Annotated in this window: 12 protein-coding genes; 2 read left to right on the forward strand and 10 right to left on the reverse strand. The window is 68.8% G+C overall.

Annotated elements, in window-relative coordinates:
* Nucleotides 1-31: 31 nt before the first annotated feature.
* Genes FB384_RS17875 through pcaH form a run of 3 tightly spaced genes read right to left on the reverse strand, consistent with a single transcriptional unit; the run spans nucleotide 32 to nucleotide 2,536 of the window.
* The gene (locus tag FB384_RS17875) at nucleotides 32-1,231 is read right to left on the reverse strand and encodes a lyase family protein (RefSeq protein ID WP_183784566.1); all 1,200 of its coding nucleotides are present in this window, start codon (nucleotides 1,229-1,231) and stop codon (nucleotides 32-34) included.
* Nucleotides 1,231-1,794, reverse strand: a complete 564-nt coding sequence (gene pcaG, locus FB384_RS17880) for a protocatechuate 3,4-dioxygenase subunit alpha (protein ID WP_183784568.1) — start codon at nucleotides 1,792-1,794, stop codon at nucleotides 1,231-1,233. Before pcaG ends, FB384_RS17875 begins: the two co-directional genes overlap by 1 nt.
* Nucleotides 1,787-2,536, reverse strand: a complete 750-nt coding sequence (gene pcaH, locus FB384_RS17885) for a protocatechuate 3,4-dioxygenase subunit beta (protein ID WP_183784570.1) — start codon at nucleotides 2,534-2,536, stop codon at nucleotides 1,787-1,789. The genes pcaG and pcaH overlap by 8 nt, the downstream gene beginning before the upstream one ends.
* A 69-nt stretch (nucleotides 2,537-2,605) precedes the next feature.
* Here pcaH and FB384_RS17890 point away from each other — a divergent pair, with 69 nt between their 5' ends.
* Nucleotides 2,606-3,373, forward strand: coding sequence for an IclR family transcriptional regulator (locus FB384_RS17890; RefSeq protein WP_183784572.1), 768 nt, complete (start codon nucleotides 2,606-2,608; stop codon nucleotides 3,371-3,373).
* Between the two features lie 18 nt (nucleotides 3,374-3,391).
* Here the strand turns inward: FB384_RS17890 and FB384_RS17895 are convergent, their stop codons facing one another.
* The 7 genes from FB384_RS17895 to FB384_RS17925 form a co-directional block, all read right to left on the reverse strand.
* Nucleotides 3,392-3,703 carry a DUF202 domain-containing protein gene (locus FB384_RS17895; protein ID WP_183784574.1) on the reverse strand — a complete coding sequence of 104 codons (312 nt, stop codon included), beginning with the start codon at nucleotides 3,701-3,703 and terminating at the stop codon, nucleotides 3,392-3,394.
* Complete coding sequence (locus FB384_RS17900; protein WP_183784576.1) at nucleotides 3,703-4,074, reverse strand: YidH family protein; 372 nt, start codon at nucleotides 4,072-4,074, stop codon at nucleotides 3,703-3,705. The genes FB384_RS17895 and FB384_RS17900 overlap by 1 nt, the downstream gene beginning before the upstream one ends.
* Nucleotides 4,071-6,266 (reverse strand): arylsulfatase, encoded by a 2,196-nt coding sequence (locus tag FB384_RS17905; RefSeq protein WP_323985268.1) that lies wholly within the window; start codon nucleotides 6,264-6,266, stop codon nucleotides 4,071-4,073. Before FB384_RS17905 ends, FB384_RS17900 begins: the two co-directional genes overlap by 4 nt.
* 154 nt (nucleotides 6,267-6,420) lie before the next feature.
* Nucleotides 6,421-7,764 (reverse strand): MFS transporter, encoded by a 1,344-nt coding sequence (locus tag FB384_RS17910; RefSeq protein WP_183784580.1) that lies wholly within the window; start codon nucleotides 7,762-7,764, stop codon nucleotides 6,421-6,423.
* 186 nt (nucleotides 7,765-7,950) lie between these two features.
* Nucleotides 7,951-10,272, reverse strand: coding sequence for an arylsulfatase (locus tag FB384_RS17915; protein ID WP_183784582.1), 2,322 nt, complete (start codon nucleotides 10,270-10,272; stop codon nucleotides 7,951-7,953).
* A 175-nt stretch (nucleotides 10,273-10,447) separates the two neighbouring features.
* Nucleotides 10,448-11,248, reverse strand: a complete 801-nt coding sequence (locus FB384_RS17920; protein ID WP_183784584.1) for an SDR family NAD(P)-dependent oxidoreductase — start codon at nucleotides 11,246-11,248, stop codon at nucleotides 10,448-10,450.
* A 37-nt stretch (nucleotides 11,249-11,285) separates the two neighbouring features.
* Nucleotides 11,286-11,909 carry a nuclear transport factor 2 family protein gene (locus tag FB384_RS17925; RefSeq protein ID WP_183784586.1) on the reverse strand — a complete coding sequence of 208 codons (624 nt, stop codon included), beginning with the start codon at nucleotides 11,907-11,909 and terminating at the stop codon, nucleotides 11,286-11,288.
* A gap of 449 nt (nucleotides 11,910-12,358) precedes the next feature.
* Here FB384_RS17925 and FB384_RS17930 point away from each other — a divergent pair, with 449 nt between their 5' ends.
* Entirely contained in the window at nucleotides 12,359-14,038 is a 1,680-nt protein-coding gene (locus FB384_RS17930; protein WP_323985269.1) for a flavin-containing monooxygenase, read from the forward strand.
* The last annotated feature ends 15 nt before the right edge of the window (nucleotides 14,039-14,053 follow it).

Raw genomic sequence — 14,053 nt, forward strand, 5'->3', positions numbered from 1 at the left:
GGATATCTCCCGTCGTGGGGTCGGTCGGACGTCAGCTGCGGTGGCGGGCGAGGACGGTGTCGACGAACCGGCCTGCGGCGCCGAGATACTCCGTCGGCTCGCAGGAGGCGGGCTCACCGGAACCGCCCCGTTCGGCGAGCAGTTGGTCCGCGGCATCGTCGGCGTGGGTCCGCATCAGCGCGGTGTCGATCTCCAGCCCCGCCGTCAGCTCGGCGGCCTGCGCTGCGGCGGTGATCGTGAGTTCGAGCAGGCGGCGGAGCGTGGGCCACTCGGTGTGCCACGCCCCGTCCGGCCGTTGATCGACGGCCTGCGCGGCGGCGAGATGCAGCTGCGCGCCGAGCTGCGGCGCCTGCAGACCCGCACTGCGGACAAGGACGGACAGCACGGGGTTCCGCTTGTGCGGCATGGTCGACGACCCGCCGCGCCCGGGAGCAGCGCCTTCGCGGACCTCGGCGATCTCGGGCCTGCCCAGCACGCCGACGTCGGTGGCGACGACGCCCAGTGCGTCGCACACGCCGACGAGGGCGTCGCCGGCGTCGGTCACCGGGCGGCGGCGGGTGTGCCAGGGCAGTCCGGGCCATCGGAGCGTGAGTTCGGCGGCGAAGGCGCGTGCCGTCGCCACCGGATCGGTCCCGAACTCGGCCACGAGCGAGAGCGTGCCCGCAGCGCCGCCGCACTGCACCGGGAGGTGGTCCCTGCGGTCCCGGACGGCGTCACGGGCGTCGAGGACACCGGCGAGCCACTGTGCCGCCGTCAGCCCGAAGGTCACCGGGACGGCGTACTGGGTGAGCGTGCGGCCGGGCATGACGGCGTCCCGGTGCTGCGCGGCCAGCGTCGCCAGCTGGTCCGCTGTGGTGTCGAGGTCGGTGCCGATCCGGTCGAATGCGTCCCGGATCAGCAGCACGAGCGCGGTGTCCAGCGTGTCCTGGCTGGTCAGCCCGCGGTGCACGCGCGCTGCGAGGGGGTCGTCGCCGAGGGCATCGCGTAACGCGGTGACGAGCGGCACCACGGGATTGCCCGCATCCTCGGCCTTCCGTGAGAGATCGGCGACGTCGAGCCGCGCCCCGCTGAGCGTCTCGGCTGCGCGGTCCGCCTCGGTGGCCTCCAGCACGCCGGTCGCGGCGAGTGCCCGCAGCCAGGCGATCTCGACCGTACGCATGGCGTCGGCCACCGCGGCGTCGCCGGTCAGCCCGGCGGCCCGGTGCGTTCCCGGGCCGAGCAGGCCGCCCATCAGTCGTGGCCCGGGAACGTCAGGAACACCGTCTCCCGGTCACCCTGGAGCCGGATGTCGTGGCGCAGGTCGCCGTCCGAGTCGCGCATGGCGATCAGTGTGCCCCTGCGCTCCTCGGTCAGCGCGCCGAGCAGCGGGTCGCCGTCGAGGCCGTGACTCGGAACGTAGATGCGGGTGAACAGCCGGTCGAGCAGGCCGCGTGCGAACACGGTCACGGCGAAGTAGGCGGCCGCGCCGTCGCGGACCGGTGCCGGTTCGACGGTCCTGAAGGAGTAGCGGCCCGCCGTGTCGGTCGCGGCCCTGCCCCAGCCGGTGAACCGGCCGTCGCGGCGCAGCGACCCCTCGGTGGCGGGCACGCGGCCGGACGCGTCGGCCTGCCGGATCTCCAGGAGGGCGTCGGGAACCGGAGCTCCCGCGCCGTCGTACACGGTGCCGTGCAAGCGGATCGTGTCCGGTGCGCCCGCGGGCGCGAGCCGTGGGCCGTCGTCGTAGGGGAGGGCGTAGTGGAAGAACGGGCCGACGGTCTGCCCGGGCGTCGGGGCGCTCGGTCCGTGCTCACGCATCGGTGTCCTCCTCCATCGGGGTGGCGTGCGACCCGGTCAGCACGATGTCCCAGCGGTATCCGGTGGCCCACTCGTGAGTGGTGACGTCGTGGTCGTAGGTCGCGATGAGCCGTTGCCGTGCCGTCTCGTCGGTGATGGACTGGAAGATCGGGTCGAGCGGGAACAGCGGATCGCCGGGGAAGTACATCTGGGTCACGAGCCGTTGGGTGAACTCGCGGCCGAACAGTGAGAAGTGGATGTGTGCCGGACGCCAGGCGTTGTCGTGGTTCCGCCACGGATACGGGCCGGGCTTGACGGTCGTGAACCGGTAACGGCCTTCGTCGTCGGTCAGGCACCGGCCCGCGCCGTGGAAGTGCGGGTCGAGCGGAGCGGGGTGCTGGTCGCGCTTGTGCACGTAGCGCCCGGCGGCGTTGGCCTGCCAGATCTCGACCAACTGGCCCCGCACCGGGCGGCCTTCGGCGTCGAGTACCCGGCCGGTCACGACCATGCGCTCGCCGATCGGTTCGCCCTGGGGATGGAGGGTCAGATCCGCCTCGATCGGGTCCACATCGGACTGGCCGAATACGGGTGCTGCGAGTTCGACGTCTTCGGGGTCGACGGTGAGGGGCTGTTTCGTGGGATGGCGCAGCACGGAGCTGCGGTACGGGGCGAAGTCCAGGCGGGTGCGGGTCTCGCCGGGCTGCGCCGTGGCGTGGATGTGCGCGATCTCGTCGGAGATGGACCGCTGCGTTGCGGACGTCATGGGCCACATCGTGCGCCGTGATCACGACCAGGGCTAGAGTGGACTTTCACTCAGTGAAAGGTGTGGGCGATGTCGGGCAACGTCTCGTCCCCGGGCGCGACCGTGGTGTCCCGGGTGTTGGCCGTGCTGTACGCGTTCGACAACGGGCACCGCAGACTCGGCGTCACGGAGCTGGCGCGGCGCGCCGACCTGCCCGTGCCGACCGTGCACCGTCTGCTGCGCGAACTCGTCGCGGGCGAGGCGCTGACCCGGGACTCCGGCGGCCGCTATGTGATCGGCAGGCGGCTGTGGGACGTGGGCATGCTCGCCCCCGAGCAGACCGAACTCCAGCAGGTCGCCTCGCCGTTCCTGAGCGACATCCACGCGGCGACCCGCGCGACCGTCCACCTCGCCGTCCGTGACGGGACCGAGGTGCTGTATCTCGACCGGCTGTCGGGACGGGCCTCGGTGCCGGTCGTCAGCCGTGCGGGCTCGCGGCTACCGCTGCACGCCACCGGAGTCGGGAAGGTGCTGCTCGCACACGCACCCGCACAGCTGCGCGAGGACTACCTGACCATGGAGATGCGGCGGCCGACGGTGCACACGGTGACGCATCCGGAACGTCTGCGCAGACAGCTCGCCGTGGTCCGGCGCGAGGGCTACGCGACGACCGAGGACGAGATGACCCTCGGCGCCTGCTCCATCGCCGTGCCGATCGCGCGGGCCGCGTCCGGCAGCGGCGAGCAGGAGGTCGTGGCCGCGTTGGGCATCGTCGTGCCCACCCTCAAACGGGAACGCACCCGGCTGCTGACCGCGCTGCAGGTCGCGGCCCGCGGCATCGGCCGAAGCCTGCCGTGAGCGGGCCGGCAGGGCCCGCTACGCGGCGAACGGGAGGTAGGCCGTCGCGGCCGCTGCGAAGAGGGCCGTCGCCGCGGCTGCGGCGTGGATCTGCCGGCGGAGTCCACGAGTGCACGCTCTCCCGCGGGCGCGCCGGCGCCCGACCCGGGCGACGAAGCAGGCTGCGACCAGGGCGGCGACGGCGAGGCCGACGCGGGCGGCCGTGAACTCCTCGTGCGGGCGAGCGAGGAGGAGCAGACCGTTCACCACGAACGCGGCCGCGGTGCGCTCCCACGCCAGTTCGGTGCGTTCGGGTTGCAGACCTGGCCGGTCGGGGAGGGGCCGGGGCATCAGGACGAGGCGGGCATCATGATCAGGCCCAGCACGGCCGCCGCACCGGCCAGCAGCACGATCGCGAGCAACTGAGGCAGTCGCGTGTCCGGCAGGTCGGCGTCCCGCCGCATCGCTGCCTGCACCCGTCGCCACCGGCGCAGCGCGATCAGTGGGATCGCCCCGCCGACGCCGGTCAGGCCGGCGCCGAACCCGTACCGCACGGCGTCGACCGCCGCCTCCGGCAGCAACTGCACCACCGCCAGGCCACCTGCGGTCAGCGCCAACGCGGTACGGGTCCAGGCCAGGAACGTGCGCTCGTTGGCCAGCGTGAACCGGTAGTCGGGCTCGCTGCCGTCCTGCGCTCGTCCCGTCGCAGTGCTGCTCGTCACGGCACCGCTCCGCGGTCGGCTTCCGACTCGCTGTCGGGTCTCAGGTCGATGCGCACCCAGTGGAGCCGACCGGAGAAGGTGTTCGCCCGTCCCTGGGGGTACTCCTCGGTGACGGGCGTACCGCGGTCCCTGCCGACGTCGAAGGTTTCGTCGGGGGAGAAGAAGAACGGCACCGTGGCTCCGATCCGTCCGGATCCCATGCCGGTCCCGTCGACGACGAGCCGCCCCGTGCCGCCGCGGCCGGTCCCACCTCCGTCGTAGTCGAAGTGGAACTCGACGGTGTGTCGACCCGGGCCGAGAGCAGTGTCGCTGGAGACGTAGAACCGTTGCATGCCACAGAGGTTGTGACAATAAGCGAGTCGGGAATCCGAGACGTACAACGACCAGCCTCCGAACCGGCCGCCCTGTGCGACGAGGACTCCGTCCGCCGCACCGTCGACGGTGATGTCGGCGGTCACCGAGTACGACGTGTTCTTGACGTTCGGCGCGGCATCCTCCCGGAGTCCCGGCAGGTCCGGGTGCATCGTCACGGACCGGCGCCCCGCCATCAGGTCCCGGCGGCCCGCCAGCGCCGGATTCATCTTCTCCGTGAGCCGGTCGTCCAACGGGAACACGTTGTGCCTGGCCGCTTCGACCACGAACCGGTTCTGCAGCTCGGCCAGTCGTTCCGGATGCTTCTCGGCGAGATCGCGGCTTTGGGACCAGTCGGTGTTCGTGTCGTAGAGCTCCCAAACGTCGTCCTCGAACGGTGACAGCGCCGGCGCCGCCATCATCCACGGGATGCGGTGACGGGTGACCGCGGTCCAGCCCTCGTGGTAGATGCCGCGGTTGCCCGCCAGTTCGAAGTACTGCGTGTGGCGTCGCTCCGGGGCGCAAGGATCGTCGAAACTGTAGTTGAACGGCATGCCTTCGAACGGGATCTGTGTGGCTCCGTCGACCTCGGCCGGCTCGGGCAGTCCCGCCGCCTGGAGGATGGTCGGAGTGACGTCGATGCAGTGATGCCACTGATGACGAACCTCGCCGCGGGCCTCGATTCCGTTCGGCCAGTGCACGATCATGCCGACCCGGGTCCCGCCGTAGTGCGAGGCGACCTGTTTGGCCCACGGATACGGGGTGTTCATCGCCAGCGCCCAGCCGACCGGGTAGTGGGCGTAGGCGTGCGGACCGCCGATCTCGTCCAGCTGGTCGTGGATGCGTTCTGCCGTGTCGATGAACCCGTTGGCGGTGACCGCCTCGTTCAGCGTTCCGTCGATGCCGCCCTCGGCCGAGGCGCCGTTGTCCCCGAGAACGTAGATGATCAATGTGTTGTCGAGCTGGCCCATCGCTTCGAGCTCGTCGACGAGCCTGCCCGTCTGCACATCGGTGTGCTCGGCGAACGCCGCGTAGGACTCCATGAGCCGCTGCGCGACCTCGCGCTGGACGTCCGAGAGCTCGTCCCAGTGCGGGACTCCGTCGCACCACGGCGCCAGCTCCGTCTCCGGTCCCACGACGCCGAGCTCACGCTGTCTGGCGAGGGTGCGTTCGCGTTGCTCGTCCCAGCCGTGGGAGAACTCGCCACGGTATGCCTCGCGCCACGATTGCGGTAGATGGAACGGGGTGTGGCACGCCGCGTAACTCAGATAGGCGAACCACGGCTGGTCCGGAGCGAGTGTGTCGTGGGTCCGGACCCAGGAGATCACCTGATCGACGAGATCTTCGGAGAGGTGGTACCCGTCCTCCTCCGTGCCGGGCGGCTCGATGGGTGTCGTGCCGTCGACGAGATTCGGGGTGAACTGGTTGGTTTCGGCGCCGAGGAAGCCGTAGAACTTGTCGAACCCCTCACCGGTCGGCCACCGGTCGAACGGTCCCGCCGGCGTCGACTCGGCACCGGGAGTCTGATGCATCTTCCCGAACGCACCCGTGGCATAGCCGTTGGCCTGGAGCATGCGGGCCACTGTCGCGACCTCGCGGGGGCGGCGCGCGGTGTAACCGGGGATCGAGGTGGCGATGTCGGGCAGCGAGCCCATGCCGGCCGTGTGATGGTTGCGTCCGGTCAGCAGCGCTTGCCGGGTCGGAGCGCACATCGCGGTCGTGTGGAACCGGCTGTAGCGGAGTCCTCCTTCGGCGAGCCGTTCCGCGGCAGGCATGCGGCACGGCCCGCCGAACGCCGACGACGCACCGAATCCCATGTCATCGATGAGTACGAGCAGCACATTGGGTGCATCGGCCGGGGGACGGATCGGTTCCTCTGCCGGGTACGGCGGATCCTGTGCGCGAGCGTCGAATGCGGGCGGAATGCCGGAATCCGGGGGTGTGAGAGGTAATGTTCGCCGGTCCAACGGAGCGCTCCTTTCCGAGCGGTGCGACTCAGGCCTCTTCGAGTTGGGGTGCGGGCGCGTCCGGTCGGGACGATCGCCGGGGTCGCGGTACGAGCATGATCACGGCGCTCAGTACGAGCGCGGTGATGCCGAAGACGTAGAAGTTCCATTCCGGACCGATGGCTGCACCGAGGATGAAGCCACCGATCAGTGGGCCGGCCACGCCGCCGAGCCGGGACAGTCCCATCGTCCAGCCGAGTGCCGTGCCCCGTGCGTAGCCGGGGTAGTACGTGCCCGTGAAGCTGAAGATGAGTGCCGCGGAGGTCAGCGCTCCCGAGCCGGCCACGAAGATGATGACGTAGACGAGCCCGGTGGGCGGCCCCAGGCTGAGCGCCAGGAAACAAGCGCACGCGATGATCCCCGCGATGACCACGGCGAGTCGTGGACTGGATCGGTCCGCCACTGTGGACAGAACCAGATTGCCGAGCAGGCCACCCGCATTGAGGGCGACGAGGAACGCCAGCGATGAGCCGAGGCTGTAACCGGAGCTGGTCAGGATCTGCGGGAGCCAGGTGTTGAGACCGTAGGCCAGGATGAACCCGCAGAACCCGGCAAGGGGGAACGCGATGCTCGCCATCCGGTACCCCGGTGCCGCGAGCGTTCGGATCGCGGCGGTCCGCCCGAGTGGCTCCTTCTCTTCCGGCAGTGACATGGCTTCGATACTGCGTTCGACCACCGCGGTATCGAGGCCCAAGGAGGCCGCGAGTGCGCGGGCGCGTTCGTGTCGGCCGCGGGTGACGAGGTGGTCGATCGACTCGGGTAGTCGCCAGGCCAGGAAGGGGAGGACGGCGATGCCGATCACGCCCCCGACGAGAAACATGGCACGGTAGCCGAGATTCGGGACGATGACGACCGACAGCAGCGAGACGACCACGGCGCCGATGGCGTATCCGGCGAGCATCGTCGCGTTGTAGAAGTTGCGGCGCTCGACCGGTGCGTATTCGGTGACGAGGGCGATGGCCATCGGCAGCGCGCCGCCGAGCGCGAGCCCGACGAGGAATCGAAGGAAGCCGAGCATGGCTGGTCCGGTGGCCGCGGCGCACAGTGCCGTGAGCACACTGAACATCGCCGTGTAGAACAGCAGGGGCTTCCTGCGGCCGTACTGGTCGGCGATGTAGCCGGACATCAGCGCGCCGATCATCAGTCCGATGAGCGCATAGCTACCGATCGCCCCTCCGGTTTCCGGACTCATGTTCCAGGAACCGTCGGCGAGCAGCGACGGCAGCACGGTTCCGTAGATGACGAGGTCGAAGCCGTCGAGAAAGACGACGGCGAAACAGAGGGTCCAGACCGTACGGGCGACTCGGGAAGCCGCGGTCGGTTGGTTCACCATCACGCACCACCTTCGTTGGTGATCGCAAAAACATAATCATGATTACGTGGAACTGTCGGGAGAAGCAAAGACCGGCTGCCTGAGGCGGTCATTCGCAACACCTATGACCGCAGGCGGGAGCGGGTGGCGAGCGTGGAGGCCGGGCCTGACGGCCGCCACGTCGCTACGGCATTGGGGCGAGCGTGCTCACTCCAGTGCGCTGCCGACGGCCCTGGCCTGGTCGAGGAGGACTTCGGGAGCATCGGGTGCGTGTTCACCCGGTGTGTAGGTGACGGTCTCGAGCGTTCCGGTGAACGGGAAGGTGCCTTCGCGCTCGTATAGCCGCCAGCACACCGGCGAACGACGATCGAGGCCGACGTCGATGCCCTCGAACGGCATGAACGAGAACAGTTGCGGCAATCCGGGCGCGTGCGCGCGCAGATCTCCGTCGACCGCCAACGAGACGTCCCATCGGCCACCGCCCGGCGAGTGAAGGTCGACCGTGACTCGCTCGGATCGCCCAGGTAACGGCACGGGGCACACGGCGTGTTCCTCGCCGCACGAGCTGACGAGGAACCGCAGCTCGTCGTCGTCGACATAGAGCAGATACCCGGACTCCTGACCACCGTGCGCGAGGACGATGCCACGATCGCCGTGTTCGAATCGCCAGTCGACCTCGATCCGGACGGAACGGCCTGCCAGCAGTCGGCTCGTGCGGTATCGCTCGGTGGTGGGGTATCCGGGCCGCAACACCACGGGTTCGTCGAAGGCCTTCTCCGAATCCGGCCGTATCAGGTAGTTGATGCCGCCGCCCTCGTACAGCGGGAACACGCCGTTGCGCCATGCCGCGTCCTCCCACGCCGCGGCGAGTTCCGCCACAAGTGCCGGGTGGTCGTCGGCGAGATCGTGCAGCTCGGTCGGATCCTCGGCGACGTGGTACAGCTGCCAGCGTTCGTCGCTGAACGGGGTGAGGGGAACCCGATATGTGAGTGCCTCCCAGCCGTCCCGGTAGTAGCCGCGGCCCCCGAGAACCTCGTAGTACTGCTCGTTGTGCGCGGTGGGAGCGTCCGGGTCGTCGAATGTCGCCGCGAAACTCGACCCCGCCCACGGAACGGCGGGCCGCCCGTTCCGTTCTCTCGGCACGTCGAGACCGATCAGGTCGACCAGGGTCGGCAGTACGTCGGTGACGTGAGCGTACTGCTCTCTGACGATCGCGTTCGGATGGCTCGCCCGGTGAGGCCACGACAGAATCAGCGGTACCTGATGGCCCCCGGCGAACGTCGTCGTCTTGTACAGCCGGAACGGAGTGTTGCAGGCCATCGCCCAGCCTCGCGGGTAGTGCGGCCATGTGGTGGGCCCGCCGATAGCGTCGAAGTTGGCGAGGTCGAGCTCGAAGAAGTCCTTTTCCTGGCGGGCCTTTCCGGGTTCGGGGGAACGTCCGCGGAAGTAGTGACTGGACCCCTGTTCGTTCCCCTCGCGGGATGCGCCGTTGTCGCTCGTCACCAGGATGATCGTGTTGTCGAGCTCCCCGAGTTCCCGGAGACAGTCGACGATGCGGCCCATGCTCGTGTCCACATTGTCCACCATAGCGGCGTAGACTTCCATGTACCGTGCGAACAGTCGCTGCTCGTCGGGTGAGAGCTCCTCCCACGCCCGGACGTCCTCGCCCGGTTCGCTGTTGCGCGGAGGCAGTTCGGTGGCGGGTTCGACGATACCCAGATCCACTTGTCGGGCGAGTCGTTGCTGCCGCAGCCGGTCCCAGCCCATCGCGTAGCGGTCGCGATACTTGACGATGTCGGCTTCCTTGGCGTGCAGCGGGGCGTGCACCGCGCCGTGGGCGAAGTACATGAAGAACGGCTTGTGGGGATGCGATGCACGCAAGCCGTGGATCATGCGCAGTGCCCGGTCGGTCAGATCGTCGGTGAGGTAGTACCCCTCCGGGTACCGATCCACGTCGACCACGGAGTTGCCGTCGTAGAGCCGGTGCGGCTGATGCAGGTTCGTCATGGCTTCGAGGAAGCCGTAGTACTCGTCGAAACCTCGCTGCAACGGCCACGACGAACGGTCACCCGCTTCCGACAGCTCGGAGTCCTTGGTCAGATGCCATTTGCCGAGCATGAAGGTCCGGTACCCGTTCGCACGGAAGATCTCCGGCATGGTCGGCTGGTTGTCCGGCAGCTCGGCGGCATAACCGGGAAACCCGGGATCGGCATTGCTGACGTATCCCATTCCGGCCGCGTGCGAATTGAGTCCGGTCATGAGTGCGGCGCGGGTCGGCGAGCACAGCGGCGTGACATGAAAGTTGGTGTAGCGGGTGCCCGAGTCGGCCAAGGCGTCGATGTTCGGCGTGTCGATCTCGGAGCCGTAGCAGCCGAGGTCGGAGAAGCCGAGATCGTCGACGACGATGACGACGACGTTGGGGGCGTTGTCGGGAGGTTCGGTGCGTGGCGGCCACCACGGCTGGGAAGAGCGGAACGTTCGGCCTATGCTGCCGCCGAAGTTCTCGTAGGGGTCGGGCTGTTCCGACATGAGCGGTGGCTCCCTCCATTGCCGTCAGTGACCCGATCACCATTGCAACGGACGGCGCCGGGCGTCCAAGACGAAAAGCAGGAGGCGGCCATCGAGCCTCCCTATGCGGGAAAGCGCTCGGGTGGCCGCCTCCGCGCGAAACCGGTGCGCGAGAGCTGTCGTCACGGTGCCGTCGTCACAGTGCCGTGTAGCCACCGTCGACGGTCAGTGCCGATCCGGTGATCCACTGTGCTTCGTCACTGGCGAGGAACAACGCCATGTTGGCTACGTCGTCGGTGGTCCCGACGCGCCCTATGGGGTACTTCTGCGTCATCCGCTGCAGTGCCTCGTCGGCGGCGGCGCCCGGATCGACCTCTCCCGCCGCCCGCTCTTCGTACGTCGCCGTGACCAACGGTGTGAGTACCGTACCCGGGCAGATCGCGTTCACCCGAATACCGCGAGGACTGAAGTCGAACGCCATCTGTTTCGTCATGGCGATGACCCCACCCTTCGCCGCGGAATAGGGCAGGATCTCGCCGACTCCGACGAGGCCGCCCACGCTCGCGGTGTTGACGATGCTGCCGGCGCCCTGCTCCAACATGTAGGGCAGTGCGTACTTGGCGGAGAGCCACACGCCCTTGAGGTTGATGTCGAGCACGCGTTGCCAGTCGGCTTCGCTCGTGCTGACCGCGCTGCCGACGCCCGCAACGCCGGCGTTGGCGAACAGCACATCGAGCCTGCCGAACTCGCCAGCGGTGGTGTCGGCCATGCGCTCGCAGTCGGCGCCGCTGGCCACGTCGGCCTGGATCGGCACGGCTCTGCCGCCCATTTCCGTGATCAGGGTGGCGGTCTCCTCCGCACCGTCGAGGTCGACATCGGCACAGCCGACGACGGCTCCTTCGGCGGTGAAACGTACCGCTGCGGCGCGCCCGAAACCGGACGCCGCACCGGTGATCAGCGCGACCTTGCCCGCGAGGCGTCCGCCGTTCGTGCTCATGAGGTCTCCCTTGCTCGGTCTCGCATGGTGCGTGCGGTCATCGGCGGACCGCGGTCCAACCCGGCAGGCTCTCGGGGTAGTCGCCGTCGCGCGGGTCGGTTCCCGGCCACCGGACGCGATCCTGTGCGGTGAGTCCCGTCGGGAGGTCCTCGAGCGGCATCGCGTACTGGAAGCCGATCGCGCGGTGGGCGAACCGCCAGCGATCGGCGACCTTGCGGTAGACGTCGTCGTAGCGGAACACGGCGGTCACGACCGTGTGGTCGTCGGCCAGCTCCGCATATCCGGCTACCCAGCCGACCGCGTCGGACGCGGAGGTCAGCTCGACGACGTGCGCGTCGACACGGTGAATCATGGTGCGGTACGCCCGCATGGGCGTGGCGTAGGCCTCGCGGAGAGCCTCCCGGCCCGCACTCGCGCGGCCACGGCGTTCGAACACGCCGTCGTCGGTGTACATGTCCAGGACGGCATCGAGGTCGTACCCGTCGACGGCGCGCGTGTAGAGGAGCGCGAGGTCCCGGATGGCCTCGCGGTCGCGCAACGCGGCCATCGCTGCGAGCTGGCCGGGCACGTCGTCGGCTGCGGGGTGTCGGACGGTCGTACGGGCGGCGACCAGGTCGTGCGTGCCCGGTGTCGTCGGTGCTGCGTTGGCCTGTTGTGACATAGGACCTCCAGCCCTCGGATGGATCAGTCGATGGTCGGCGGACGGTGGGTACGTGATCGGGATGTCCGATATGGACAGCGGTGCGATGGGGCACGCATACTGTTGAACGCAAGATAATCATTCGCATTGTTTTGACGGAATGTCAATGATCCGCACCCGGGCGAAGGGTCTGTCCACGCTGATGACGGGCGTTGACCAGGGGTGATAGCGCGAGTGAATGGCGTGCTGGCGAAACCGGTATTTGCGCTTCCGCGTGCAAGGTCGCCATTCTGATCATCATTGCTGGTCCGAGGGTCGGAGTGTCGGCCCTGTTCCGCCTCAGTGAGGCGGGCGTGGTTCGGGGTACGTGCGAGCGAACCATCCATCGACCGGTTCGTCCGGCTTCAGCGACGGTGTGTGCCGGTGGCGGTGCGCCGGGTGTGGTGTCGGTAGACGGAGGGAGTGCAACTGTGACGACGGACGAGCGAGCCGAGGGAGCGGCGACCCCGGACCTGGACGCGGTCGTGGTCGGCGCGGGCTTCTCGGGTTTGTACATGCTGCACCGGCTGCGTGGCCTCGGTCTCCGCGTCCGCGTGTTCGAGGCGGGCGGCGGGGTCGGCGGCACGTGGTTCTGGAACCGCTATCCGGGTGCCCGGTGCGACATCGAGAGCTGGGATTACAGCTATTCGTTCGATCCCGAGCTCGACCAGGAATGGGAGTGGACCGAACGGTATCCGGCGCAGCCGGAGATCCGGGCCTATCTCGAGCACGTCGCCGACCGGTACGGCCTGCGCGAGGACATCACGCTCGACACGCGTGTCGCGTCGGCCCGTTTCGACGACGACACAGGGCTCTGGCGGGTACGCACCAATCGCGGACACGACGTGACCGCGCGGTACGTGGTCATGGCGACGGGGTGTCTGTCCGCTGCGCGGACCCCGGACATTCCGGGGATGGAGCGTTTCGCGGGCGAAACCTGCCACACGGGTCGCTGGCCGCTGGAGGGCGTGGAGTTCGAAGGTAAGCGCGTCGCGGTCATCGGCACCGGATCCTCAGGCGTCCAGGCCATCCCGGTGATCGCCGAACAAGCCGCTCACCTGACCGTCTTCCAGCGAACGGCGACCTTCAGCGTGCCGGCCCGAAACCGGGAGCTGGGGGCCGACGAGAAGCGGCACATCAAGGAGACCTACCCCGACCGGCGGCGACTCACCCGGGAATCGCCGACCGGGACCACAGTCGTGCGCGGCGACCGGTCCGCGACGGAGGTACCGCCGGATGAGCGCCGGGCGGCGTTCGAACAGCGGTGGGAACGCGGTGGAGCGGGCCTGCCCGCTGCGTTCACCGATGTGCTGACCGATCGCCGTGCCAACGACGCCGCATCCGAGTTCGTGCGATCGAAGATCCGCGAGATCGTCGAGGATCCGGAGACCGCCGACCGGTTGTGTCCCCGGGACGTGCCGATCGCGGCGAAACGGCTGTGCGTCGACACCGGTTATTACGCGACCTACAACAACGAGCACGTCGAACTCGTCGACGTGCGGGCGCATCCGATCGAGGAGATCACGCGGGAGGGCGTGCGCACGTCCGAGGGGACCCACCGGTACGACGTGATCGTGTTCGCCACCGGGTACGACGCGATGACCGGCGCGCTCTCGCGCATCGACATCCGTGGCCGGCACGGACTCTCGCTGCGGGAGAAATGGTCCGCCGGGCCGGTCACCTATCTCGGACTCGCCACGGCCGGCTTTCCCAACCTCTTCGTCGTCGCAGGACCCGGAAGCCCCTCGGTACTGACGAACGTCGTGGTGTCGATCGAGCACCACGTGGAATGGCTCGTCGAGCTGCTGGAACGCATGGATTCGGCCGGCGTTCGGCACGTCGAGGCCACGGAGGATGCCGAGGTCCGCTGGGTCGAGCACGTGAACGAGCTGGCGTCCCGGACGCTCTATCCGGAGGCGAACTCGTGGTACCTCGGGGCGAACGTGCCGGGCAAACCTCGCGTGTTCATGCCGTACCCGGGCGGTCTGGTCGCCTACCGGGAAGCCTGCCGACGGGTCGCCGACAACGACTACGAGGGTTTCAGCCTGACACCAGCGGCGGCCGATCGGACGGATGTCGAGCCACCGGCTCCCCTGTCGGAAGCGGGGTGACCATGACGGCTGTCG

It is taken from the genome of Prauserella sediminis, assembly GCF_014195435.1.
Classification (GTDB): domain Bacteria; phylum Actinomycetota; class Actinomycetes; order Mycobacteriales; family Pseudonocardiaceae; genus Prauserella; species Prauserella salsuginis.